22 protein-coding genes are annotated in these 23,664 nt (G+C 69.8%); 10 read left to right on the top strand and 12 right to left on the bottom strand.

The features are described 5' to 3' along the window. Window positions 1-34: 34 nt before the first annotated feature. The 3 genes from clpS (at window position 35) to COA17_RS07075 (ending at window position 1,962) form a co-directional block, all read left to right on the top strand. Window positions 35-388: an ATP-dependent Clp protease adapter ClpS gene (gene clpS / locus COA17_RS07085; RefSeq protein ID WP_420542547.1), complete on the top strand. Its 354-nt coding sequence runs from the start codon at window positions 35-37 to the stop codon at window positions 386-388. 67 nt (window positions 389-455) lie between these two features. Further along, window positions 456-1,340: a dienelactone hydrolase family protein gene (locus COA17_RS07080; RefSeq protein WP_096611225.1), complete on the top strand. Its 885-nt coding sequence runs from the start codon at window positions 456-458 to the stop codon at window positions 1,338-1,340. A gap of 16 nt (window positions 1,341-1,356) precedes the next feature. After that, on the top strand, window positions 1,357-1,962 hold the full coding sequence (locus COA17_RS07075; protein ID WP_096611223.1) for a glutathione S-transferase family protein: 606 nt from the start codon (window positions 1,357-1,359) through the stop codon (window positions 1,960-1,962). Between the two features lie 31 nt (window positions 1,963-1,993). Here COA17_RS07075 and COA17_RS07070 read toward each other — a convergent pair whose 3' ends face one another. From COA17_RS07070 to dgcN, 7 genes are all read right to left on the bottom strand, one after another. Beyond that, entirely contained in the window at window positions 1,994-2,410 is a 417-nt protein-coding gene (locus COA17_RS07070) for a hypothetical protein (RefSeq protein ID WP_176484827.1), read from the bottom strand. Between the two features lie 92 nt (window positions 2,411-2,502). After that, the gene (locus COA17_RS07065) at window positions 2,503-2,838 is read right to left on the bottom strand and encodes a hypothetical protein (protein ID WP_066486847.1); all 336 of its coding nucleotides are present in this window, start codon (window positions 2,836-2,838) and stop codon (window positions 2,503-2,505) included. A gap of 137 nt (window positions 2,839-2,975) precedes the next feature. Then, a complete protein-coding gene (dacB, locus tag COA17_RS07060) occupies window positions 2,976-4,391 on the bottom strand; it encodes a D-alanyl-D-alanine carboxypeptidase/D-alanyl-D-alanine endopeptidase (RefSeq protein WP_096611221.1) in 1,416 nt (471 codons plus the stop codon). After that, window positions 4,392-5,276, bottom strand: coding sequence for a LysR family transcriptional regulator (locus COA17_RS07055; RefSeq protein ID WP_066490135.1), 885 nt, complete (start codon window positions 5,274-5,276; stop codon window positions 4,392-4,394). 25 nt (window positions 5,277-5,301) lie between these two features. Next, entirely contained in the window at window positions 5,302-6,546 is a 1,245-nt protein-coding gene (locus tag COA17_RS07050) for a dicarboxylate/amino acid:cation symporter (RefSeq protein WP_096611220.1), read from the bottom strand. 4 nt (window positions 6,547-6,550) lie between these two features. Next, complete coding sequence (dgcA, locus tag COA17_RS07045; protein ID WP_096611218.1) at window positions 6,551-7,543, bottom strand: N-acetyl-D-Glu racemase DgcA; 993 nt, start codon at window positions 7,541-7,543, stop codon at window positions 6,551-6,553. Then, a complete protein-coding gene (dgcN, locus tag COA17_RS07040) occupies window positions 7,501-8,538 on the bottom strand; it encodes an N-acetyltransferase DgcN (protein WP_096611216.1) in 1,038 nt (345 codons plus the stop codon). Before dgcN ends, dgcA begins: the two co-directional genes overlap by 43 nt. Before the next feature lie 147 nt (window positions 8,539-8,685). Between dgcN and COA17_RS07035 the strand changes: the two genes are divergently transcribed. Further along, window positions 8,686-9,150, top strand: a complete 465-nt coding sequence (locus tag COA17_RS07035; RefSeq protein WP_096611214.1) for a hypothetical protein — start codon at window positions 8,686-8,688, stop codon at window positions 9,148-9,150. A 10-nt stretch (window positions 9,151-9,160) separates the two neighbouring features. Here COA17_RS07035 and COA17_RS07030 read toward each other — a convergent pair whose 3' ends face one another. Together COA17_RS07030 and COA17_RS07025 are read right to left on the bottom strand one after the other, a co-directional pair. Next, window positions 9,161-10,762, bottom strand: a complete 1,602-nt coding sequence (locus COA17_RS07030) for an N-acyl-D-amino-acid deacylase family protein (RefSeq protein ID WP_096611212.1) — start codon at window positions 10,760-10,762, stop codon at window positions 9,161-9,163. Between the two features lie 10 nt (window positions 10,763-10,772). Further along, entirely contained in the window at window positions 10,773-13,175 is a 2,403-nt protein-coding gene (locus tag COA17_RS07025; RefSeq protein WP_245857515.1) for a penicillin acylase family protein, read from the bottom strand. Between the two features lie 323 nt (window positions 13,176-13,498). Between COA17_RS07025 and COA17_RS07020 the strand changes: the two genes are divergently transcribed. From COA17_RS07020 to gloA, 3 genes are all read left to right on the top strand, one after another. Further along, window positions 13,499-16,588 (top strand): TonB-dependent receptor plug domain-containing protein, encoded by a 3,090-nt coding sequence (locus COA17_RS07020; RefSeq protein WP_096611210.1) that lies wholly within the window; start codon window positions 13,499-13,501, stop codon window positions 16,586-16,588. Window positions 16,589-16,735: 147 nt separating this feature from the next. Beyond that, the gene (locus tag COA17_RS07015; RefSeq protein WP_096611208.1) at window positions 16,736-17,161 is read left to right on the top strand and encodes an organic hydroperoxide resistance protein; all 426 of its coding nucleotides are present in this window, start codon (window positions 16,736-16,738) and stop codon (window positions 17,159-17,161) included. A 10-nt stretch (window positions 17,162-17,171) separates the two neighbouring features. Then, entirely contained in the window at window positions 17,172-17,672 is a 501-nt protein-coding gene (gene gloA, locus COA17_RS07010; protein ID WP_096611206.1) for a lactoylglutathione lyase, read from the top strand. Here gloA and COA17_RS07005 read toward each other — a convergent pair whose 3' ends face one another. From COA17_RS07005 to wecB, 3 genes are all read right to left on the bottom strand, one after another. Beyond that, window positions 17,673-18,452 (bottom strand): sulfite exporter TauE/SafE family protein, encoded by a 780-nt coding sequence (locus tag COA17_RS07005; protein ID WP_096611204.1) that lies wholly within the window; start codon window positions 18,450-18,452, stop codon window positions 17,673-17,675. A gap of 98 nt (window positions 18,453-18,550) precedes the next feature. Continuing rightward, window positions 18,551-19,870, bottom strand: coding sequence for a UDP-N-acetyl-D-mannosamine dehydrogenase (gene wecC / locus COA17_RS07000; RefSeq protein ID WP_096611202.1), 1,320 nt, complete (start codon window positions 19,868-19,870; stop codon window positions 18,551-18,553). Continuing rightward, window positions 19,854-20,987, bottom strand: a complete 1,134-nt coding sequence (gene wecB / locus COA17_RS06995; protein ID WP_425442677.1) for a non-hydrolyzing UDP-N-acetylglucosamine 2-epimerase — start codon at window positions 20,985-20,987, stop codon at window positions 19,854-19,856. The genes wecC and wecB overlap by 17 nt, the downstream gene beginning before the upstream one ends. 130 nt (window positions 20,988-21,117) lie before the next feature. On the opposite strand from wecB, the gene gnd reads away from it, so the two are divergent. Genes gnd through COA17_RS06980 form a run of 3 tightly spaced genes read left to right on the top strand, consistent with a single transcriptional unit; the run spans window position 21,118 to window position 23,657 of the window. Continuing rightward, window positions 21,118-22,104 carry a phosphogluconate dehydrogenase (NAD(+)-dependent, decarboxylating) gene (gene gnd, locus COA17_RS06990; RefSeq protein ID WP_096611198.1) on the top strand — a complete coding sequence of 329 codons (987 nt, stop codon included), beginning with the start codon at window positions 21,118-21,120 and terminating at the stop codon, window positions 22,102-22,104. Beyond that, window positions 22,104-22,910, top strand: a complete 807-nt coding sequence (locus tag COA17_RS06985) for a Cof-type HAD-IIB family hydrolase (protein ID WP_096611196.1) — start codon at window positions 22,104-22,106, stop codon at window positions 22,908-22,910. The genes gnd and COA17_RS06985 overlap by 1 nt, the downstream gene beginning before the upstream one ends. After that, window positions 22,911-23,657, top strand: a complete 747-nt coding sequence (locus COA17_RS06980; protein WP_066488313.1) for an HAD-IIB family hydrolase — start codon at window positions 22,911-22,913, stop codon at window positions 23,655-23,657. It begins immediately after the preceding gene. Window positions 23,658-23,664: the final 7 nt, after the last annotated feature.

Here is a 23,664-nt window from a genome sequence, read left to right as displayed (position 1 = left end):
AAGGCGCGCGCGTGCCATATTTTGCCGCGTGTCCATGCAGCAATATCCCCCATCGATGGCCGCGGGCCAGAATGACGACGCCGATGGCGAGGGCACCGGTGTCGGCATCGCCACGCGCACCCGCACGCGCACCAAGAAGCCGACGCCCTATCGCGTCCTGATGCTGAACGACGATTATACGCCGATGGAATTCGTGGTCCTCTGCCTGCAGCGCTTCTTCCGCATGAACGTGGAGGAAGCGACGCGCGTGATGCTGCACGTCCACCAGAAGGGCGTCGGGGTGTGCGGCGTGTTCAGCTATGAAGTGGCCGAGACGAAGGTGACGCAGGTGATGGATTTCGCCCGCGCCAACCAGCATCCGCTGCAATGCACGCTGGAAAAGGCCTGACCCCGCTTTCGCCGGCGCGCGCGCCGCTCTAGCCTCGCGATCGCCGGGGGGCGATTCGGGAGCGGCCATGACGGATTTCGACCCCGCGCTGCGCGACGACGCGGTGCGACTGTACGACGCCTATACCCATGACCATCGCGACCGGCGCACCCTGCTGCGCCAGATGACCGCGCTGGCCGGATCGGCGGCGGCGGCGGAGGCGCTGATTCTGGGGATCGCCGCGACCCCCGCGGCAGCGGCGATCGTGCCCGCCGACGACGCGCGATTGCAGATCGATGCGCACGCGACGCTGCCCGACGGCCAGGGGACGCTGAAAGGCTATGTCGCGGCGCCACGCGGCGCGCGGCCGCGTGGCACGGTGATCGTCCTCCATGAAAACCGCGGGCTGAATGCGCATATCGAGGATGTCGCGCGGCGCGTCGCGCTGGCCGGGTTCGTCGCCATTGCGCCCGACCTGCTGACCGACCAGGGCGGCACGCCGGCCGATGAGGATCGCGCCCGCGCGCTAATCGCCGCGGCGGATCTGGAGCGCGTCGTCGCCGAAACGGTGGGACTGGCGCGCCACTACGCCGCCGCCGCGCCCCGCGCGCGGGTGGGCGTCATCGGTTTCTGCTGGGGCGGGGCGCTCACCAACCGTGTCGCGCTGGTGGCGGGGCCGGTGCTATCGGCGGCGGTCAGCTATTACGGTCCCGCGCCGGCGCCGTCGGAAGCCGCGAAGCTGACCGTGCCGCTGATGCTGCATTACGCGGGCAAGGACGCGCGCGTCGCGCAGACCGGCGCGCCGTGGGTGGCGGCGCTGAAGGCGGCGCGCAAGCCGGTGGAGGCGTACACCTATCCCGGTGTCGACCATGCGTTCAACAACGACACCTCGGCGGAGCGTTATGACAAGGCGGCGGCGGATCTGGCGTGGGGACGCACGATCGCGTTCCTGCACAAGCATCTCGATCGCTGAGGCAGGGGAGGACGATATGGCACTGACGTTCTACACCAACCCGATGTCGCGCGGGCGGATCGTGCGATGGATGCTGGAGGAAGTGGCGGAGCCGTATGAGACGGTGCTGGTCGACTGGGCCGGCAAGCCGCCGGCACTGCTGGAGGTCAATCCGCTGGGGAAAGTACCGACGATCGTCCATGACGGGGCAGTGGTGAGCGAGGCGGCGGCGATCTGCGCCTATCTGGCGGAGGCTCTCCCGCAAGCGGGGCTGGCGCCCACCGCGGCGGAACGTGCGCGCTACTTGCGCTGGATGTTCTTCACCGCTGGCCCACTGGAGGCTGCGATGGTGGACAAGGTGCTGGGGGTGACGGTGCCGCCGGAGCGCGAGGGGATGGTCGGGTACGCGACCTTCGCCAAGGCGGTGGACGCGTTGGAGGCGGCGGTGTCGGAAAGCGACTATATCGCCGGGGACCGGTTCACCGCGGCGGACGTGTATGTCGGCAGCGCGGTCGGATGGTTCACGCAGTTCGGGCTGCTTGACCAGCGCCCGGCGTTCGCGGCCTATCTGGAACGGGTCGAGGCGCGTCCGGCGCTGGCACGAGCGCGGGCCATCGACGACGCGCTGATCCCGGCGACATAGGGGCCGGGCCGACCCGGCCCCATCCGTCGCATCAGCGGCAGCGCACCTGGCCGCGGTCCACCGACTGGCCGACCGCCGCACCGGCGGCACCGCCGATCAGCGCGCCCAGCACGCCCGACCCGCCCGGCGCGATCGCCGCGCCCAGCGCGCCGCCGGCGATCCCGCCGACGATCAGCCCGGTCGTACCATCGTCGCGGCGGCAGTAGTAGCGCCCGTCCTGGCCGGCATAGATGCGGTCGCGGCGCGACAGGCGGCGCTCGCGATAATTGGGCGCGTCGCGATAGTAACGATCGGCATAATAGCCGCCATAGGCCGGATCGACGCGGTTATAGTCATACGCGCCCCAGCCATTGTAGCCGGCACTGCGCGGGCCATAGCCGTCGCCATAGGTCGAGCAGCCGGACACCATCACCGCGGCGCCCATTGCCGCCACCAACGCCATCTTCATCGCATCCCTCCTGTCATGGATCAGGCTGGAATGTTCGTTGTTGCCATAAGTTGCAGTGCGGCCCCGCCGTCACCGGGCGGGGCCGCACGCGATCAGCGATAATGGCGCCGGTCGTTTCGATCGTGCTTGTCGAAGCGGATGCGCGCGCTCAGCGCATCGAAGCGGCGGTCGAGATCGCGGCGCTCACCCGCCGACAGCCCGCCCGAGCGGCGATAGCGATATTCGAGCGCGGTGATCTGGCGGAACTCGCCGCGCAGCCGCATCGCCTCGCCCCGCGTCAGCGCGCCGGAGCGGATGCCCTGGTCGATCCGCATGTCGAGCCGCGCTTGGCGCGCATTGATCGACTGCCACGGGGCGGCCGAAGCGGCGGCGGGCAGCGCGACGGCGACAAGGCCGAGGCCCGCGATCAGCGTCTGGAAACGGTTCATGGTGGTTACTCCCTATAACGCGTGACCGGGGAAACCCCGGCCCGGGAACAGAGATAGGCGGCGGGCGTCGCGGATGTTTCGCAACATGCCGGCAAAAGTGTCGCGGCATGTCGCAGCCGCGCGACCTTCGTTCAGCTTCAGTGCGCCGCCGCCACTGCCAGCAGCGCGCGATCGACCGCGCGGGTGGCGCTGGCATCCTGCGGCATGTCGTTCGCCAGCGCGGAGAAGGCGTAGGTGCGTCCCGACGCCGTCACCAGATAGCCCGACAGCGCGTTGGCGGCGTTGAGCGTGCCCGTCTTGGCGAACAGCTTGCCTGCCAGTGCGGTGCCGGCGAAGCGCCGCGCGAGCGTCCCGTCCTGTCCGCCGACCGGCAGCGTCGCGCGCCACGCCGCGCCCCACGGCTGCGCCTGCGCCCAGCGCAACAGGCGGACGGCGGTGCGCGGGGTGATGCGGTTGTAGTTCGACATCCCCGATCCGTCGGCAAAGTCGTAACCGTCGCGCGGCACGCCCGCGGCGGCGAGCATCGCGTCGACGCGCGCCTGCCCGTCGGCGACCGATCCGCTGCCGCTGACCGCCCCGACGCGGCGCAGCAGCAGGTCGGCGTGCAGATTCTGGCTGACCTTGTTGGTGTGGCGGATGTCCTCGGCGAGCGGTGGCGGGGTGAGGCGGGCGAGCGGCGCGGGTTCGGGCGCGCGCGCGACCGGCGCGCCGCCGCGCTTCGCGGGATCGTCGGCGGGGGTGATCGCGCGGTGGCGCACCGCGATGCGCCCGGTGACGCGCACCCCGGCGTCGCGCAATTGCCGCGCCAGCAGCCAGGCGGCGCGGTGCGCGGGATCGTCCAGCCCCACGGTGACGGTCTGCGCCGCGCCGCCCGCCGGTATCGTCCCGGTGAGCCGCAACAGGTCGCTGCCCGGCTCGCGCGCGAAGCCCAGATCGGCGGGAGTGCCGGCCGGGGCGGTCAGGATGCGGTTGTCGATGCGGAAGTAACCGTCGCCCGCCACCGCCGCGGGCGCCCCCGCCGCGCCCGGCGTGACGGTGAGCGTGACGACATTGTCGTCGATCGTCAGCGCGGAGATGGCGGTGCCGTGGCGCCCGGCCATGTTGTTCCAGCTCATCCCCGCCGGCCAGCGCTCGTCGGGCAGGAAGGTGTCGTCGCCGATCACGTCGCGCACCGTGCGCCTCCGCGCAGCCACCGCGCGCGCCAGTTCGGACAGGCAGTCCGCGGTACAGTCCGCCGCCGCCGACAGCCGGGCGTCGCCATGCCCCGACAGGATCACGTCGCCCCCGTCGAGCCGGACGCTGGCGCCGCCCGCGGCATCGGGCGCGGCGGTATCGAGATTGGCGAAGGCGGCGGCGGTGGTGAACAGCTTGGTATTGGAGGCCGGGACGAAGCGTTCGTCGGCGCGGATCGCCACCACCTCGCGCCCGTCCTCGTCCACCACCAGCAGCCCGATGCGCGTGCCGGCCGGCGCGGTGGCGAGCGCCTGTTCGACGGGTTCGGCGGACGCGGCGGGCGCGGCGAGGAGCAGCAGGATCGCGAGTGGATAGCGCATTCAGCGGCCTTCGATGACGTCGCCCAGCACCGACAGGAATTCGGCGGCGAGCGCACTGGGTGGACGGTCGAGCAAGTGGATGGCGTGGACGTCGAAGGTCAGCGGGGGCTTGAGCGAGCGTACCGCCAGCCCGTCGCCGCGCGTCGCGTCGGCGGTAAAATTGTCGACGATCGTCAACCCGACGCCCGCCCGCACCAGCGCGGCGGCGATGTAGAAGGTGCGCGCCGAGGCGACCTCGTCGAATTCGACCCCGAGCCGCTCCAGCTCGTCGGTGAACAGCCGCCCGATCGGGCCGGAGGCGGCGAGCGTGATGAACGGGTGGCCGGTGATCTGCGCCAGTTCCAGCCGGGCGGGCGCGTCGGGAATATCCTGTTCGCGGTAGAGGACGACCAGTTCGCCCTCGCCCAGCCAGCTCTGGCCGAGGGGGGCGCCGCGCGGCACCTCGTTGGCGATCGCGATATCGGCCTCGCGCTCGTATAGTTTGCGCAACAGGTCGTCGTGGTGGACGGTCTGCAGGTCGAAGCGGACGTCGGGGCGCTGCTTCAGGAAGCGTGCGACCGCCGCGGGGATGACGCCCAGCGCCAGGCTGGGCAGCGCCGAGATGCGCAGCGTCGCGCCCGCGCCGGCGCGCAGGTTGCGTCCCGCCTCGCGCAGCGCGCGCACGCGGTCCTGAATCTCCGCCACGCCGGAAAACAGCGCATGCGCATCCTCGGTGGGGACGAGGCGGCCGTTGGTGCGCTGGAACAGCTCGAACCCCAGGAGGCTCTCGGCATGGCGCAGCGTCTTCGACACCGAGGGTTGCGAGACGTTGAGCGCGCGCGCCGCGGCGCTGACCGAGCCGTTGACGTAGACGGCGTGGAAGATTTCGATATGGCGCAGGTTCATGGCGCGGGGTGTAGCGCCATCGGTGTCACGCCGCCACGCGCCCGCGCAGCCGCGCATCGTCCAGCGCGCCTTCGCCGCGCGCCACCAGCGTCGCCACCGTCAGGTTCGCCGACGCCGACGGGACGGTGCGGGTCATGTCGAGCAGCCGGTCGAACGGTAGGACCAGGCCGACGACCAGCGCGGTCTGTTCGGGCGACACCCCCACCGCGGAGAGCATCGCGGCGAGCATGAACAGCGAGGCGGACGGGACGGGCGCGGTCCCGAACGCGGCGAGCGCGCCCGTCGCCAGCATGATCGCCAGCATCCCAGCATCGGGGACGATGCCGAGCGCCTGGAGCGCGAACTGGCCGAGCAGCCCGACGTACATCGCGGTCCCGTCCTTCCCGATCGACGCGCCCAGCGGCAGGACGGTGGAGGCGATCGGGCGCGCGATGCCGAGGTTGTCCTGCGCCACGCGCAGCGCGACCGGCAGCGTCGCCGACGACGACGCGGTGGAGAAGGCGACCGCCAGCGCATCGACGATCCCGCGGAAGAAGCGCGGTACCGGCACGCGCGCAACGAAGGCGAGCAGACCGGCGTGGACGACCAGCATCTGGAACAGCGAGGCGAGGACGACGCCCAGCGCCAGCCAGCCGACATGGACGAACACCGCGGTGCCGCCGGTCGCCACCGCATTGGCGATCAGCGCGGCGACGCCGAACGGCGTCACCTCCATGACGATCCGCACGATATGCAGCAGCACCGCGGCCAGCCCCTGGAGCAAAGCGACGACCGGCCTGCCCGCCTCGCCCGCCATGACGCTGCCGATGCCGAGCAGCACCGCGACGAAGATGATCGCCAGCATGTCGCCCTTCGACAGCGCCTCGACGATGTTGGCGGGGACGATCGACAGCAATTGGTCGGCGGGGGTCACGGGCGTGCCCAGCACGTGCGGCGCGACCCCGGCCAGCGCGATCCCCTCCCCGGGGCGCAGCAGTAGCCCGGTCGCCATGCCGATCGACACCGCGATCAGCGTGGTCAGCGCGAACAACCCGACGGTGCGCCCGCCGATCGGCCCCAGCCGGCGCGGATCGCCCAGTCCGGCGATCCCGGCGGCGATGGTGATGAGGACGACCGGCACCACCAGCATCTTGATGAGACGGACGAACAGGTCGCCGACCAGCCTGATCGCGGCCGCGCCCTCCGGCCACAGCGTCCCGATCAGGATGCCGACCAGCAGCCCGCCGACGACGCGCTGCCACAGCGGGATCGCGAACCAGCGGCGCGTCATCGCGTCATGCCGCCGCGCCCCACAAACCGGCGGCGGGCGGGTGGAGGATGCCGTCGCGATCGGTGACGCCGCCGTCGCGGTCGTGCGACAGCCACAGCGGGCCGTCGAGATCGACGAACGCCGCGCGGCCCGCCAGCAGCAGCGCGGGCGCAATGCCCAGCGACGAACAGACCATGCACCCCACCATCAGCCCGAACCCCCTGTTCACGGCTGCATCGGCCAGCGCTAGCGCCTCGGTCAAGCCGCCGGTCTTGTCGAGCTTCACGTTCACGTGCGTGTAGCGGCCGCGCAGCGCGTCGAGATCGGCGCGGGTATGGAGCGATTCGTCGGCGCAGATCGCGATCGGCGAGGTGATGTCGGCGAGCGCCCCGTCCTCCCCGGCGGGCAGCGGCTGTTCGAGCAAGTCGACGCGCTGGTCCAGCAGCATGTCCTGCCACACCAGCACCTCGGCGATGGACCAGCTTTCGTTCGGATCGACGATCAGCCGCGGGGCGGGAGCAGCGGCGCGCACCGCGGCGATCTGCGCCAGCGCATCCTCGCGGTTGACCTTCACCTTCAGCAGCGGGACGTGGGCGTGGCGCGCGGCGGCGGCGGCCATCGCATCGGGCGTGTCGATCGCGATGGTGATCGCGGAGGCGACCGGCGCGGCGGGGGCGATGCCGGCGAGCGCGGCGACGGTGCTGTCGGCGGCGCGCGCCTCCCAGTCCCACAGCGCCGCGTCGACCGCGTTGCGCGCGGCGCCGGCCGGCATCGCGGCGTCCAGATCGGCGCAGCCCGCGCCGTCGGCGATCAGCGGCGCCACCGCCGCGATCTGCGCCAGCGCATCGTCGATCGTCTCGCCATAGCGCGGATACGGAACGCCCTCGCCGCGACCGACATGGCCGCCGCCCTCGACGGTGACGGTCACGACATCGGCGGCGGTCTTCACCCCGCGCGAGATGCGGAACGGCGTGTTCAGCGCGAAGCGGTCATGGCGGGCGCGGCAGGTGCGAAGCATGTCAGGGTCCAGTCGACGATCGGGTCGGCGCCGAAGCGATACGGGTCGGTGCACGGCAGGCCGAGCGCCTGCGCGGTATCGGCGCACAGCCGCCGCGCTGCATCCTCGTCCAGCTTGACGGTGTTGAGCGCGATACCGGTCGCCTGCACGTCGGGGCTGGTCAGCCGCGCGACCTGCAGGTTCGCCTCCAGACAGGTGGCCAGATCGGGCAGCTGGTAGTGCGGCAGGCCGCGCATGTGCGCGCGCATCGGATCGTGGCACAGCACGATCGCGGCGGGCTGCGCGCCGTGCAGCAGCCCGGTGGACACGCCCGCGAAACTGGGGTGGAACAGCGATCCCTGCCCCTCGATCAGGTCCCAGCCGTCGTCGTCACGCGCCGGGGCCAGCACCTCGATCGCGCCGGCGATGAAATCGGCCACCACCGCGTCGAGCGGCACGCCGTCGCCCGCGATCAGGATGCCGGTCTGCCCGGTGGCGCGGAAATGGGCGGTGACCCCGCGCGCGCGCATCGCGTCGCGCAGGCACAAGGTCGCGTACATCTTGCCCACCGAACAATCGGTGCCGACGGTCAGCAGGCGCTTGCCCGCACGCCGCCGGCCGTTGCCGACCGGCAGGTGCGCGGGCGCGTCGCGCACGTCGAACAGCGACACGCCGACCGCATCGGCCGCGGCGACCAGCCGCGGTTCGTCGCGCAGCCGCTGGTGCAGCCCGGACGCGACGTTCATCCCCGCGGCGATCGCCAGCAGCGCATCGTCGATCAGGTCGTCGCCCAGCCGCCCGCCGGCATTGGCGATCCCCAGCACCAGGGTGCGTGCCCCCGCCTCACGCGCGGCGGCGACGTCCATCCGCGGCATCCCCAGCGTCAGCGGGCAATCGTCGTGGCGCCATTCGCCGACGCAATCGTCGCGGCGGAACGCGGCCAGCCCGCGCGAGGTCTTGATGCCCACCTCGTCATCCGAATGGCCGAGATAGAGCAGGTAGGGGCCGGGGATCATCGTTCCACCTGAAGGAATAAGCATGAAGCCGAACGGTAGGGGCGGCGCGGGCGGGGGCGCCAATCATGCTCGCACCGGCCCCTATAACGTCGGGCTATGAGCCGGGCGGCGGTCGACCGCGGCGATGCGGGGCGTTAAAGTGAGCGGGTGCAGAAACGCTATGAGATCTTCGCCGATTATCACCAGTTCTACCTGTGGGACCATGGCGAGAAACCCGACGCGCCGACCGATTACGACGACGCCGACGTCGCGCGCCGGATCAAGGCGGCGCCGTTCGTGGTGGTGATCCAGCCGGCGCGCGACATGAGCGTGCCGGTGACGGTGGAGATCGCCGATGCCCCGCCGCCCGACGATCCGCCTGGCGTATGGGACCATGTCGCGGAGGCGAGCCTGGACCTGCCGTCGGGGCGGCTGGAGATCCACGAATGCACCGGCGGTCCGGTCGACCTGCTGCCGGTGCCCGCGGGCATGTATCGCGTGCGGGCGCAGTTCGGCGGGCTGGGCACGCTGAGCGCCGACGGGCTGGACGGCGCGGATCATTATCACGTGATCCTGTGGCGCGCGCCCTTCGCGCCGGTACGCGTCCTGCGCCAGTTCGAGGAGCGCGGCTGAGGCGGGGCCCTCAGGACCGTGCCGGGCACCCCGGTGGCGTGGGGCGCAGCAGCACCCGGCCCGCCGCCTCGCCCGTGGTGGCGCCGTCGCGCAGCGCGAGGCGGCCGTTGACGAACAGCGCGGTCACCCCGACGCTGGCGACGCGCGGGTGGACGTAATCGGCGCGCGGCGCGTAGCGGACCGGATCGAACACGACGACGTCGGCGTAATGGCCCGCGCGCAGATAGCCGCGCCCGGCGATCCGGTACATGTCGGCGGTGGCGCCGGTGGAGCGGCGGATGAAATCGGCCAGCGAGATGACGTGCCGTTCGCGCACATAGGTCTGGTACTTCTTCGGGAAGGTCGCCCATTGCCGCGGGTGGCCGTTCGACCCGTCCGAACTGGTGACGACCCATGGCTGCTTCATGATGAGATCGACGTCGCGATCGGCCATGTTGAAGCTGGCGACCGCGCTGCCGGCCGGATCGGTGCCGTCCTTGTTGGGAACGCGCAGGATGCGGATCGCGGCGTCGATCGGGTCCAGACCCCATTGCGTCGCCATCTGCCCCAGCGTCTTTCCGGTCCAGGGCTGTCCGGCCGCGGTCAGCAACAGCGATTCCTTGCCGCCGCGGCGGCGCAGGTTTTCGGCCATCGCGACCTTGATCTTCGCCAGCGTCGCGGGATCGTCGAAGCGCGCGATCATCTTCGCATAGCCGCCGTCCACCACCCAGCCGGGGAGCAGTGCGGCATCGACGCTGCTTCCCGACGCCAGCCACGGATATTGATCGGCGGTCACTTCCTGCCCCGCGCGCCGCGCCGCGTCGATCGTCGCGATCAATTGCGGCGCCATGCCCTGCACATCGACGCCCAGCGCCTTGAGGTGGGCGAAATGCACCGGCATCCCCGCCTCGCGCCCGATCCGGATCGCTTCCTGCGTGGAGGCGATCAGGCCGATATTGTAGTTCGATTCGTCGCGCTGGTGGGTGTCGTACATCCCGCCGCGGATCGCCGCCTCTCGCGCGACGGCGATCACCTCGTCGGTCTTGGCGTAGCTTTGCGGGGGGTAGAACAATCCGGTGGAAAAACCGGTCGCGCCCTCGCACATCGCCTTGGCGACCAGTGCCTTTTCCTGCGCCAGCTCGGCGGGGGTGGGCGCGCGGTCGTCGCGCCCGATGACGCGCCCGCGCACCGCGCCGAAACCGACGAAGGGGATGACATTGGTGCCGATCCGCGATGCCTCCAGCTTCGCCGCGTCGGCGGCGATGTCGGGCGTGCCATAGCCGTCGACGCCGATCACGATCGTCGACACGCCCTGCGCCAGCCACGGCAGGTTGAGCCGCTCCTTCGCATCGGCGGAGCGGATGTAGCTGTCCGGATGGGTATGCGCGTCGATGAAGCCGGGGGCGACGATCTGCCCGCGCGCGTCGATCACCTGCTTGGCGGTCGTCCCGCGCGAGCGGCCGACATAGACGATGCGCTGGCCGGCGATCTCCACATCGCCGGTGATCGGCGGAGCATCGGCGCCGGTATAGACCGTCCCGCCGCGGATCACGACGTCGACAGGACGCGTCTTCTGCGCGACCGCCGGGCCGGCGAGGAGCGCGATCAGCGCGAGCAGCGGGGTACGGGTCATCCTTGGTCCTCTATCGCCGGGGCTGGCCGGGTTGCAGCAGCGTGCGGGTCGTGGCCTGTGCGTCCACGGCGGCGCGGCTGAACGGCATCGGCTGCATCTGTCCGTCGATCCACGGGGCATATTGATCGCGGTAATGCGGTGATTTCGGGTCGTTCGACTGGCCCGGCAGGTTGAGCATCAGCGAATTGTCCCATCCCCCGACATCGATCACCTGGATATAGCTGGCGCCGCCGCCGGTCCGCCACGACGGGCCGTCGCCCAGCCACCGCGCCATCACGGTATAGCTGTCGCCGCCCGACCCCGACCCCTCGATGGGGGGGAAGGCCGCGGCGATCGCCGGGATGCGCGACAGCGGGTGGGTGATCCGCACCTGATGCAGCGTGTCCCACCGCCAGGCGGCGGGCTGCGCGCCCAGCAACCGCTGCGCCTCCTGCCAGCCCGACGCCAGCGCGGCATCGACCAGCGCGGGGCGCTTCTTCGCCTCGGCGAGGAGGATCGACGGGGCGATATCGGTCACCAGCGCTTTCGCGCGATCGGGCACCAGTTCGGCGAGCACGCGCTTCGACAGGTCACGCCACACGATCTCGTATAATGCCGCCGCCGCGCTGCCGCGGTCGAGCCGCAGGTTCCAGCCCGCCAGCATCGTGGCGGCGGGCTTCGCCGCGGCGGAGGGCGCATCGGGCAGCGCCGCCACGAACTGCATCGCCGGGGTGGAGAAGGTGTCGTGCTGCAACGCGACGCTGTCGGCCAGGGTGTGGCGGGGCTGCGCGGCCAGCACCTGCGCAATCCGTTCGTAGCGGTAGGGATCGCGGAAAGAATAGGCGGGGACACGAGCCTTCGGCCAGTCGGCGGGCAGGTTGTTCTGGTTGGCGGAGGCGAACCAGCCCCTGGCCGGATTATATTCCGATGGCAGCGCGCGAAAATCCTTGTACCCCGTCCAGTCATAGCGGCCGTCGCCCGGCACCGGGAGCAGCCCGTCCCCCGCCTTGCGCTGCGGCACGAAGCCGATCACCTGCCAGCCGGTGTTGCCGGCGGTGTCGGCATAATGGAAATTGGTGGGCGACGGGTGCAGGCGGAACGCCTGTTTCAGCGATACCCAGTCCTTCGCCAGGTTGATCGCGATCATCGAGAAGGCGCCGCTGCCGCCCGGCTGCATCCCGATCGACCCCAGCACGGTCGCGCGGCGCTTGCCCGGATCGTGGCTGATGACCGGCCCCTGCGCCGCATAGCGCAGGGTGGCGGATTGCGGCGCGGCGCCCTTCACCGCGATCTCCACTTCCACCTTGTCGAAGCGTTTCCAGACCCCGGCGTGGCGATAGCGTTCGGCGTCCTCCGGGTGGAGTTCCAGGACGAACAGGTCCTGCTGGTCGATATGGAAATTGGTGCGGCCGAACGCGAACCGGTCGGTATGCCCCTGCATGATGCCGGGCAGGCCGGGCGCGCCGCCGCCGATCACGTCCAGCCCCGGTGCGGTCAGGTGCGCGACATGGCGCGGGCCGAAGCCGCCGATGCCCAGATGCGGATCGTTGGCCAGGATCGGGCGGCCGGTGGCGCTGCGCGACGGCGCGACGGTCCAGGCGTTGCTGCCGGCGTTGGCGCGTTCCAGCGGCGATCCGGGGCCGGCGGGATCGCGCACCGGGGTTTCCGGCCCGAACGGCAACGCGCCGAGGTTCAGGACGCCCATGTCCGCTTCGGACACCGCGGCGACGTCCAGCCCGGCGGGAATGCGCATGACGTGCGCCGGGCGCAGCGGCGCGACGACCGCGTCCAGGTCCAGCAGCCCCAGCGCGGCGAGCCGCGCGCGGCGGATCTCGTCATCGACATTGCCGATCGACGCGCCGCGCGCCAGCACCAGGTCGCGCACGTCCCAGCGCAGCGGGCGCACGTTCAGGATCGTATATTCCGCGGGTAGCAGCGACGGATCGGCGGTCACTTCATCGATGCGTGCATTGATCCCGGCGCAATAGGCGCGCGCGCAGGCCAGCACGTCGGCCGGCACGCGCGCCAGTTCGGCATCCAGATCGCCCCGATAATGGAACAGCAGCGCATTGGCGTCATAGCGCGCGAAATCGGCGCCGAACGCCTCCGCCATCCGCCCCATCTCGCGCCGGTGGCCGAAATCGATCTGGAACAGCCGGTCGCGCGCGACGACATAGCCCTGCCCGAAAAAGGCGTCGGGGATCGAGCCGGCGCGGATGTGCGGCACGCCCAGCCGGTCGTCGACGATCTCGATCGGGGCGCCCGGCCCGGCGACGGTGACGCGGCGCACCGCCGCCGATGCGGCGGGCGACCGCTCCGCCCCCGCACGGGCGCGGCAGGCGGGAGCCAGCGCGGCGATCGCGACCGAGCCGAGCAGCACCGAGCGGCGGTCGCACAGGGTGCGGGTAGGGGAGGGGCGGGCGAACATGGGCATGGCTTCCGCTGCTGTGCCGGCCAAGGCTAATGCGCGGCGTGGCGCGCCGTCCATATGACAAGCGGTGGGCCGGGCATAAGGCATGGCTATGGCATGGCGTTCGGGGGCTGCCGATGTGCGATGGTATAGGCCGCGTCTATGGTCTGGCGAAGCGATGGAAGCGACGGAGCGCTTGACGCTGATTGACCGCGACCGGCACCTTCCGGTTCCGACACCCGTCAGGAATCCGGCAGAAAACGACCGGACAGCGGGACGATGTCGTCGCGGGAGGCGCCACAGCAAGGCCGCCGAACGGGCGGCCAGCGCGCCAATAGGGGGCTTTAATGACGGTTCAAAGGCAGTTCGAGCGCCGCAAGGCTTTTCTCTTCGGGTTCAGCAGCCTGGCGGCGCTGGCGCTGGCCGTTCCGGCGACGGCGCAGACGCAGCCGAGCAGCACGGCGACCGTCCAGACGCCCGAGCCGACGACCGGTCCGGAGCCGGCCGGTCCCGACGTCGTCGTCACCGGCACGCGCATCGTGCGCGACGGTTTCCAGTCGCCGACCCCACTGACGGTGCTGACGCTGGAGGATATCCAGAACAGCTCGCCGTCGAACAACATCGCCGATTTCGTCAACCAGCTGCCGTCGATGGCCGGTTCGACGCGCCCGTCCAACTCGCGGCTCAACCTGTCGAGCGGGCAGGCGGGCATCAACGCGCTGAACCTGCGCAACCTGGGTTCGGAGCGGACGCTGGTGCTGCTCGACGGGCGGCGCTCGGTCGGGTCGACGGTGACCGGGCTGGTCGACGTCAACACCATCCCGCAGATGCTGGTGAAGAGCGTCGAGGTCGTCACCGGCGGCGCCTCCTCCGCTTATGGGTCGGACGCGGTGGCGGGCGTCGTCAACTTCGTCCTCGACAAGAAGTACAAGGGGCTGAAGGTACAGATCGACAATGGCGTCACCGACAAGGGCGACGGCTACAATTACTCGATGGCGGTCGCGGCGGGTACGTCGTTCGGCAGCGACGGGCGCGGGCACATCCTGCTGTCGGGTGAGGTCGCGCACGCCGACGGAATCTTCCAGGTCGATCGCGACTGGAACGCTACCGGCTACGTCCGCATCCAAGACCCGAACTGGACCACCAGCAGCACGACCCCGCGCTACCTGATCCGCCGGCAGGTGGGCGCTGCCAATTCCACGCCGGGCGGCCTCATCACCAATTCCGCCGCCGCAACCGGATCGGGAATCGCCGCCAACAGCCTGCGCGGCATCTATTTCGGGGCGAACGGGCAGCCGCTGCAATATCAGTACGGGGCGCTGACCTTCCCGTCTCCGACCGGCAGTGCGGCACCGTCGCTGACGCAGGGCGGGTCGTGGCAGGTCAACGATTCGGGCCGGCGCATCGGCCTTGCCCCCGAAGACGACCGCTACGGACTGTTCGGCCGGCTTAGCTACGAGGTCGGCGACGGCATCGAGCTGTTCGCCGAAGGGTCGTACAACCGGCAGAAGATCTTCTTCAACGCCGGTCCCAATCTGGCGACCGGCATCGTCCTGAACGCCACGGGATGCGGGGCGGCGGCCAGCGCGGCCGCGGCGCCGGCGACCTGCAACGCCTTCCTCTACAACACGCTCGGCCCGGCGGCGCTGCGCGGGATCACCAGCGTGACGGTGGCGACCACCGCTGCCGACCTGCCGTTCCGCGCGGTCGACAACCGTCGCGCGGTGCAGCGTTACGCGGTCGGCGCGAACGGTGAGACCGAAGCGTTCGGCAGCCCCGCGACCTGGAACGTCTATGCCCAGTACGGCCGCGCCGAACTGCGCGAGCAGCTGCGCAACATCATGAACGTCGCGCGGATGAACAACGCGACCGCGGCGGTGTTTGCGCCGGCGGGCAATGCCAATGGGTATGCCGCGGGGTCGATTCAGTGCGCGATCAACGTCGATGCCAGCGCGACCAACGACGACCGTGCCTGCGTCCCGCTCAACCGGCTGGGGGTGGGTGTCGCCGATCCCGCGGCGATCAACTACGTCCTGGGCGACCCGTATCGCGACGAGGTGGTCGAGCAGTATAACGCCGGCTTCAACGTGTCGTTCAACCCGTTCCGTACCTGGGCCGGGGACGTGAGCGTCGCGGTGGGCGCGGAATATCGGAAGGAGAAGATCACCGGCTTCGTCCCGGACCAATTCCAGCCGGTGCCGATTCGCAATGCCGCCGGCGCGCTGACGGGCGCGACCAACCGCTGGTCGGTGGGCAATTACCTGCCCACCAACGGCAGCTACGACGTCAAGGAAGCGTATCTCGAAACCGTCGTGCCGCTGGGCCTGGGGATCGAGTTCAACGGTGCGGCGCGCGCGACGCGCTATTCGACCGCGGGCTATGTCACAACGTGGAAGGCGGGCGCGACATGGCAGCCGATCGACGACGTCCGGTTCCGCGTGACCCGGTCGCGCGACATCCGCGCACCCAACCTGAACGAACTGTACCAGGCGGGTACCGCCAACAGCGACGCCGTGACCAACCCGGGCTTCCCCGGCAGCAGCCCGGCGTTCGTGCCGGCGGGTCAGCCGCCGCAGTCGGGCTACAGCTATTCCGGCTTCGGCACCGGCAATCCTAACTTGCGCGCGGAAGTGGCGAATCAGTGGAATGCCGGCGTGGTACTGTCGCCGCGCTTCCTGCCGGGCTTCAACATGTCGGTCGACTATTTCGACATCAAGATCGACAACGGCATCAGCACGTTCAGCGCGCAGCAGATCGTGAACCTGTGCTTCCAGAACCAGCAGGCGTTCTGCGATGCGATCTCGATCGATGCGGCGCGCACGCAGAACCCGGCGCAGCCGTACCTCATCATCCGCAACCAGCCGTTCAACGCGGCCACGCAGAAGGTGCGCGGCGTCGACATCGACGCCAGCTACCGCCTGCCGCTGGACAAGGTCTTCGCGAACAGCGACGGCACCTTCACGCTGCGCGGCGTGGCGACCCGCTATATCGAGAACCGCTTCGACAGCGGCGTGCCGGGGACGGTGGTACTCAATTCGGTGGGCGTGAACGGCGGGCAGTCGACCACGCCGAGGTGGATTTTCCGCGCGACCGCCGCCTATGACACGCCCAGCTTCTCGATCACCGCGATCGGTCGCGGGGTCAGCGCGGGCAAATATGTCGCCAACGGCATCGAATGTTCGAACAATTGCCCGGCGAACGACCCCAATTTCTTCACCTACGACCAGAACCGTGCATCGGGGCTGTTCTATGCCGATCTGAACCTGACGCAGAAGATCGACATGGGCGGGGCAGAGGCGCAGTTCTTCGTCAATGTCACGAACGTGTTCGATCGCTGGCCGATGCTCCTGCCGGAAACCGGGCTGGCTGCGAATTCGACCTATTCGGACCTCCTTGGCCGGTCGTTCCGGTTCGGCATCCGCATGCAGACCAACTGATCCGATCGACAGAGAGAGGCGGGCCGGTCCCGCCTCTCTTCTTCCCGATTAACATGCCGCGATAACAATTATCTCGACAAACAAAATTGATCCTCCTACCTGGGCGGGGAGCGCGGCGTGGGCCGCGCGCCATCAAGGAGCGTTTCGATGAGTGTCGACGTCAAATATCGTACCCAGGCGACCGCGACCGGCGGGCGGGACGGGCATGCGCGCAGCCAGGACGGCGTGCTCGACGTCGCGCTGTCGACGCCGAAGGAACTGGGCGGCGCGGGCGGGGCGGGGACCAACCCCGAACAGCTGTTCGCCGCGGGCTATTCGGCATGCTTCATCGGCGCGCTGAAGGTGGCCGGCCAGCAGCTGAAGGTGAAGGTGCCCGACGACGTCGCGGTCCACGCAACCGTCGGCATCGGGCCGCGTTCGCAGGGCGGGTTCGGCATTACGGCGGACCTGGCCGTCGACCTGCCGGGGGTGGACCGCGAACAGGCGCAGCAGCTGGTCGACGCCGCGCACCAGATCTGCCCCTATTCGAACGCCACCCGTGGTAACGTCGACGTCACGCTGACGCTTGCCTGACGGAGACGACATGCCCCGCACCCCCGGAACCGAAGGGTTCGTCCTGAACCAGACGATGCTGCGGGTCCGCGACCCTGACGCGTCGCTGGCCTTCTATCGCGAGGTGCTGGGCATGACGTTGCTCCAGCGGCTGGATTTTGCGGACATGCGCTTCTCGCTGTTCTTCCTGTCCTATCTAGAAGAGGGCGAGAGCGTGCCGGCCGACCCGGCGGAACGCGCGGCGTTCATCTTCAACCGCTCGACCACCCTGGAACTGACGCATAATTGGGGGACGGAGAGCGACCCCGGTTTCGCTGGCTATCACAGCGGGAACGAGGAACCGCGCGGCTTCGGCCATATCGGCATCTCCGTGCCCGATGTGGCGCTGGCGTGCGCGCGGTTCGAGGAACTGGGCGTGCGGTTCAAGAAGCGGCCGCAGGACGGCGCGATGAAGGATATCGCGTTCATCATGGACCCTGACGGCTATTGGATCGAGATCCTGTCCGCCAACGGCATGCGCGCCACGCTGTAGCTACAGCAGCAGGCGGATCCCGACGATCAGCAGCACGAGGGCCAGCGCCGGCGCGACCACCCGTTCCGACAGATATCTGGTCAGCCGCGCGCCCAGCACGACGCCGGGGATCGACCCGAGCAGCAGCGAGCCCAGCAGCGGCAGGTTGATGTTGCCGATCACCGCATGGCCGATCCCGCCGATCAGCGCGACGGGAATGGCATGGACGATATCGGTCCCGACCAGCCGCCGCGCGGTCAGGCGGAACGGATAGAGCATCAGCAGCAGCGTCGCGCCCAGCGCGCCGGCGCCCACCGATGTCAGCGTGATGAGCGTGCCGAGCAGCGCGCCAGCCGCCACCGTCAGCGCCGGCTGCCAGCGCAGCATCGTATCGGCGAGCGGGCCATCGGCCCGCGCGAAGCGCCGCGCGATCGCGCCGCGAAACGGCGTCGCGATCGCCGACAGGACCAGCGCGATCCCCAGCGTGCGCACGATCAGCCCGCTGCTTTCGGCCTTCTGACCGTGGCTCCACAGCCACCACAAGGTCAGCCCGACCGCGGGCAGGCTGCCCCAGCACAGCCGCTTCACGATCTGCCAGTCGGCATTGTCCTGACGATGGTGGACCGCGCCGCCGGCCATCTTGGTGATCGCGGCGAACCACAGGTCGGTGCCGACCGCGGTCGCCGGCGCGACCCCGAACAGCAGGATCAGCAGCGGCGACATCAGCGATCCGCCGCCGACGCCGGTCACCCCAACGATCATGCCGACCAGAAAGCCCGCCAGCGTGCTCAGCCAGTCCACGTCATGCCCCCGTTGTTGCGGCGCGGGATGTGCGCCGCGCGGGGCGGCGGCGCAATGGCAGAAAAGCTATCGCACGCCGCAGATGCGGTGAGGGTGGGTCACGCGGCCCGGGCGAGAAGGCTTTCCCACGCTGACAGCCGCGGCTGATCGGGCCACAGACCGCGCGTATCGTACACCAGCTTGTCGGCGCGTTCGTCGAGCGGCACGGAGCGGAAGACGTCATGATCGACCAGCACGATCATCGCGTCGCATTCCGACAGCGCGGTGTCGAGATCGACCAGCGCCGCTCCGGTGCCGTCGAACGCCGCCGGCAGCGCGCGCGCGTGCGGTTCGACCAGCGCGATGCGATCCCCGAAACGCCGCGCCAGCGCGGTCGCCACTTCCAGCGCGGGGCTTTCGCGGAAATCGTCGATGTTCGGCTTGAACGCCAGCCCCAGGCAGGCGATGCGCGCGTCGGGCAGCTTTTCGATCAGGCGGATCGCGCGGCCGATGACATAGTCGGTCTTGGCGTCGTTCACCTCGCGCGCGGTGCGGATCAGCCGGCTGTTGTCGGGATCGCCCGCGACCAGGAACCACGGGTCGACGGCGATGCAATGCCCGCCCACGCCGGGGCCGGGCTGAAGGATCGACACGCGCGGGTGGCGGTTGGCAAGGCGGATCACCTCCCACACGTCGATGCCCAGGTTCTCCGCGATCACCGACAGTTCGTTGGCGAAGGCGATGTTGACGTCGCGGTAGCTGTTCTCGACCAGCTTCACCATCTCCGCCGCGCGCGCGTTGGTGGTCAGGCACGCGCCGCGCACGAACTGGCGATAGAAGCCCATCGCACGGCGGGCGCAGCGCGGTGTGATGCCGCCGATGACGCGGTCGTTGTCGATCAATTCGATCAGGATGCGGCCGGGCAGCACCCGCTCCGGGCAGTAAGCGATGAACAGGTCGGCCGCGCCCGCGCCGCCGCGACCGGGCACCGACAGGTCGGGGCGCAGCTGCGCGATCAGGCCGGCAAGCTGTTCGGTGGTGCCCACCGGAGAGGTCGATTCGAGGATCACCAGATCGCCCTTCTTCAGCACCGGCGCGATCGTGTGCGCGGCGGCCAGCACGTAGCTGACATCGGGCTGGTGATCGTCATGGAACGGGGTCGGTACTGCGATGATGAACGTATCCGCCGGCTCGGGCGCGGTCGCGGCGCGCAGCAGCCCGCGCCCGACGACGCCCTGCACCAGGCCGTACAGGTCGACTTCCTCGATATGGACGCGGCCCGAATTGACGGTCGCGACGACATCGGCATTGACGTCGACGCCCAGCGTCGGGACGCCCGCGCGCGCGATCACCGCCGCGGTCGGCAGGCCGATATAGCCCAGCCCCATGACCACCGCGCCCAGTGGTGCGCCGGTGGCAGTGTCAGCGTCGATGGGCATCGTCCACGATCCTTGCAATGCGTTGCGCCGCCTGCCCGTCGCCATAAGGGTTATGCGCCTGGGCCATGGCGGCATAAGCGGCGTCATCGTCGAGAAGAGCGAACATTCGGTTGACGATCGTATCGGGATCGGTGCCGACCAGCTGCGATGTGCCCGCCGCGACCCCTTCCGGCCGTTCGGTGGTGTCGCGCATCACCAGCACCGGCTTGCCCAGGCTGGGGGCTTCTTCCTGCACCCCGCCCGAATCGGTGAGCATCACCACGCTCATCGCCATCAGCCGGACGAAATGCGGATAGTCGAGCGGGTCGATCAGCGCGACGTTCGGGTGCGATCCCAGTGCCGCTTCCATCACCGGGCGAACCGCCGGGTTGGGATGGACGGGAAAGATGACACCCACGTCGGGCCGATCGGCGATCCGCGCGATCGCGGCGGCGACCTGCGCCATGCCGTCGCCGAAATTCTCGCGCCGGTGCGAGGTGACGGCGACGATCCGCCGGCCGGCGAAGCGCGCCGCCAGCGGGTCCAGTCCGGCGGCCAGCGCGGGCTGTGCGGCGATCCGGTCGCGCATCGCCAGCAGCGCGTCGATGACGGTATTGCCCGTGACGTGGATCGCGGCGCCGGGCACGTTTTCGGCGCGCAGGGCGGCGGCGGCCTGCGGCGTGGGGGCGAAGTGCAGGTCGGCGATCACCCCGGTCACCTTGCGGTTCGCCTCTTCCGGCCATGGGGAGTAGATGTTGCCGCTGCGCAGCCCCGCCTCGACATGGCCGACCGGGATCTGGCGGAAATAGGCGGCGAGCGTCGCGACCATCGAGGTCAGCGTGTCGCCATGGACCAGGATGCGATCGGGCCGCCGCGCGTCTAGCGTCGCGCCGAATTGAGTGAGGATGCGCGCGGCCAGTGTATCGAGCGACTGGCCCGCCTGCATCAGGTCGAGATCGACGTCGGGGACGATGCCGAAGATCGCCAGAACCTGGTCGAGCAGCTGGCGATGCTGCGCGGTGACCGCGACGCTGACGTCCAGCCCGTCACGCGCGCGTAACGCGGCGACGACAGGGGCCATCTTGATGGCTTCGGGCCGCGTGCCGAACACGACGAGAATGTGGGGCTTGTGGATCACGCTGGCCGTCCTATCCGGGGGTAGGTTGCGATCTGGTTTAGCGCAGCCGGCGTGAGGGTCGCGCGCAAGGGGTGGCGGGAACCTGCGCCCGGCGCCGGTGATTGAGCGCGCGAGCGAGGAGATTGGCATAATGCGACTGGTGATGATCGGGCTGGGCCGGATGGGCGGCAACATGGCACGCCGGCTGTTGCAGGCGGGGCATGAGATCGTTGCCTATGACCGCGACGAGGCCGCGGTGGCGAAGCTGGCGGAGGCGGGCGCGATCGCCGCGACCTCGCTGGAGGATGCGCGCGGCAAGGCCGGCAGCCCCGCGATCTGGTGGGTGATGCTGCCGCATGGCGAGATCACCGACACCACGATTACCGCGATCGCTGACCATGGCGCGGCGGGCGATGTCGTGATCGACGGCGGCAACAGTTTCTACAAGGACGACATTCGCCACGCCCGTGCGCTGGCGGACAAGGGCATGCATTTCGTCGACGTCGGCACCTCGGGCGGGGTGTGGGGGCTGGAGCGCGGCTATTGCATGATGATCGGCGGCCCCGACGAGGTGGTGCGCCAGCTCGACCCGATCTTCGCCGCCCTGGCGCCGGGGGCGGGCACGATCCCGCGCACTGCCGGGCGCGACGGCAATGACGCGGTCGATCCGCGTGCGGAAAAGGGCTATATCCACGCCGGCCCGGCGGGCGCGGGGCATTTCGTGAAGATGGTCCACAACGGCATCGAATACGGGCTGATGCAGGCCTATGCCGAGGGGTTCGACGTGCTGAAGGGCAAGGCGTCGGGGCATCTGCCGGAGGGCGAACGCTACGACCTGAACCTGGCCGACATCGCCGAGGTGTGGCGGCGCGGCAGCGTGATCTCGTCCTGGCTGCTCGACCTCAGCGCGCTGGCGCTGGCAAAGGACGCGCATCTCGACGGGTTCAGCGGCAATGTCGCCGATTCGGGCGAGGGCCAGTGGACGATCGAGGCGGCGATGGAGGAGGCGGTGCCGGTCAACGTGCTGACCACCGCATTGTTCGCGCGCTATCGCAGCCGCGTCGAGCATACGTTCGGGGAACAGGTGCTGTCGGCGATGCGCTTCGGCTTCGGCGGGCATGTCGAGATGCCGCAATAATGGCGATCCGCCTGCTGGTGTCGGATGTCGACGGCACATTGGTCGACAAGGACAAGAACCTGACCCCCGCGACCATCGATGCGGTGGCGCGGGTGCGCGCCGCAGGGATCGGTTTCTCGATCATCAGCGCGCGGCCGATGTCGGGGCTGCGCCCGCTGCTCGACACGCTGGCGCTGGACGGCGATGTGGCGGCGTTCAACGGCGGGATCGTGTTCCGCCGCGACGGCACGATCGTCCGCCACGTCACCATCCCCGCCGATGCCGCGCGCGAGGCGATGATGCTGGCGCGCGAGAGCGAGGTGGCGACCTGGGTCTTCACGGGCGACCGCTGGTACGCGGACGATCCCGACGGCCCGCACACCGCCAGCGAGCGGCGCGCGTCGGCGCAGGAACCGGAAGTGACCGACGATCCCGACGCGCTGCTGGACCGCGCCGACAAGATCACCTTCGTCAGCGACGATGCCGATGCGCTCCACGCGCTGTACGCGCGCATCCACACCGCGATCGGCGACCGCGCGACCGTGGCGCAGAGCCAGACCTATTACCTCGACGTCACCGCGAAGCAGGCCAACAAGGGCGACGGCATCGCCGCGCTCGCCGATGCGGTGGGGGTCTCGCTGTCCGATACCGCCGCGATCGGCGATCAGGCCAACGACCTGCCGATGCTGAAGCGCGCCGGGCTGTCGATCGCGATGGGCAATGCTCCCGATGCGGTGAAGGCCGCCGCGGCCGAGGTCACCCGCGCCAATACCCAGGATGGCGTCGCGCACGCCATCGATACCCTCATCCTTCCCCGGAGACAGTGAATGAAGAAACTCGTGGCCTTCGACCTCGACGGCACGCTGGCGCTCAGCAAGCAGGCGCTCAAGGACGACATGGCCGAGACGCTGGCCGACCTCCTGGGCGTTGCCGATGTCGCGGTGATCTCCGGCGGGGACTGGCCGCAGTTCGACAAGCAGGTCGCCAGCCGGCTGCCGGCGCGCGCCGATCTGTCGCGGCTGTGGCTGATGCCGACGACCGGTACGAAGCTGTACACGCACCAGGAGGGCGCGTGGAAGCCGGTCTATGCCGAGCTGTTCGACGACGCCGAGAAGACGAAGATCATCGACGCCTTCGGTGAAGCGCTGGAGGCAACCGGCTTCACCCCCGAGCAGACGTGGGGCGAGCGGATCGAGGATCGCGGCAGCCAGATCACCTTTTCTGCGCTGGGGCAGGAAGCGCCGCTGGAGGCCAAGGAACATTGGGACCCCGATTTCGCCAAGCGCAAGGTGATTCAGGCGGACCTGCGCAAGCGTCTGCCGGGGCTGGCGATCAACATGGGCGGCGCGACGTCGATCGACATCACGCGCGAGGGCGTCGACAAGGGATATGGCCTCCGCAAGCTGGCGGAGGCGAGCGGCTTCGCGCTGGATGAGATGCTGTTCCTGGGCGACGCGATCTTCCCTGGCGGCAACGATTATCCGGCCAAGGAAGCGGGCGTCGATACGGTGAAGGTCCGCGATCCGCAGGAGACGATCAGCGTCGTCACCGCGATCGTCGCCTGCCAGAAATGATCGCACG

It is taken from the genome of Sphingomonas ginsenosidimutans (assembly GCF_002374835.1).
GTDB lineage: Bacteria > Pseudomonadota > Alphaproteobacteria > Sphingomonadales > Sphingomonadaceae > Sphingomonas > Sphingomonas ginsenosidimutans.
Note: the sequence above shows the minus strand (reverse complement) of the source record. Positions and strands in the feature narration are given on the sequence as shown.

What these genes read in the sequence shown, in the direction of transcription:
- clpS (WP_420542547.1), top strand. Translation starts at nt 35, where the DNA reads ATGCAGCAATATCCCCCATCGATGGCCGCGGGCCAGAATGACGACGCC.
- COA17_RS07080 (WP_096611225.1), top strand. Translation starts at nt 456, where the DNA reads ATGACGGATTTCGACCCCGCGCTGCGCGACGACGCGGTGCGACTGTAC.
- COA17_RS07075 (WP_096611223.1), top strand. Translation starts at nt 1,357, where the DNA reads ATGGCACTGACGTTCTACACCAACCCGATGTCGCGCGGGCGGATCGTG.
- COA17_RS07070 (WP_176484827.1), bottom strand. Translation starts at nt 2,410, where the DNA reads ATGAAGATGGCGTTGGTGGCGGCAATGGGCGCCGCGGTGATGGTGTCC.
- COA17_RS07065 (WP_066486847.1), bottom strand. Translation starts at nt 2,838, where the DNA reads ATGAACCGTTTCCAGACGCTGATCGCGGGCCTCGGCCTTGTCGCCGTC.
- dacB (WP_096611221.1), bottom strand. Translation starts at nt 4,391, where the DNA reads ATGCGCTATCCACTCGCGATCCTGCTGCTCCTCGCCGCGCCCGCCGCG.
- COA17_RS07055 (WP_066490135.1), bottom strand. Translation starts at nt 5,276, where the DNA reads ATGAACCTGCGCCATATCGAAATCTTCCACGCCGTCTACGTCAACGGC.
- COA17_RS07050 (WP_096611220.1), bottom strand. Translation starts at nt 6,546, where the DNA reads ATGACGCGCCGCTGGTTCGCGATCCCGCTGTGGCAGCGCGTCGTCGGC.
- dgcA (WP_096611218.1), bottom strand. Translation starts at nt 7,543, where the DNA reads ATGCTTCGCACCTGCCGCGCCCGCCATGACCGCTTCGCGCTGAACACG.
- dgcN (WP_096611216.1), bottom strand. Translation starts at nt 8,538, where the DNA reads ATGATCCCCGGCCCCTACCTGCTCTATCTCGGCCATTCGGATGACGAG.
- COA17_RS07030 (WP_096611212.1), bottom strand. Translation starts at nt 10,762, where the DNA reads ATGACCCGTACCCCGCTGCTCGCGCTGATCGCGCTCCTCGCCGGCCCG.
- COA17_RS07025 (WP_245857515.1), bottom strand. Translation starts at nt 13,175, where the DNA reads ATGCCCATGTTCGCCCGCCCCTCCCCTACCCGCACCCTGTGCGACCGC.
- COA17_RS07020 (WP_096611210.1), top strand. Translation starts at nt 13,499, where the DNA reads ATGACGGTTCAAAGGCAGTTCGAGCGCCGCAAGGCTTTTCTCTTCGGG.
- COA17_RS07015 (WP_096611208.1), top strand. Translation starts at nt 16,736, where the DNA reads ATGAGTGTCGACGTCAAATATCGTACCCAGGCGACCGCGACCGGCGGG.
- gloA (WP_096611206.1), top strand. Translation starts at nt 17,172, where the DNA reads ATGCCCCGCACCCCCGGAACCGAAGGGTTCGTCCTGAACCAGACGATG.
- wecC (WP_096611202.1), bottom strand. Translation starts at nt 19,870, where the DNA reads ATGCCCATCGACGCTGACACTGCCACCGGCGCACCACTGGGCGCGGTG.
- gnd (WP_096611198.1), top strand. Translation starts at nt 21,118, where the DNA reads ATGCGACTGGTGATGATCGGGCTGGGCCGGATGGGCGGCAACATGGCA.
- COA17_RS06985 (WP_096611196.1), top strand. Translation starts at nt 22,104, where the DNA reads ATGGCGATCCGCCTGCTGGTGTCGGATGTCGACGGCACATTGGTCGAC.
- COA17_RS06980 (WP_066488313.1), top strand. Translation starts at nt 22,911, where the DNA reads ATGAAGAAACTCGTGGCCTTCGACCTCGACGGCACGCTGGCGCTCAGC.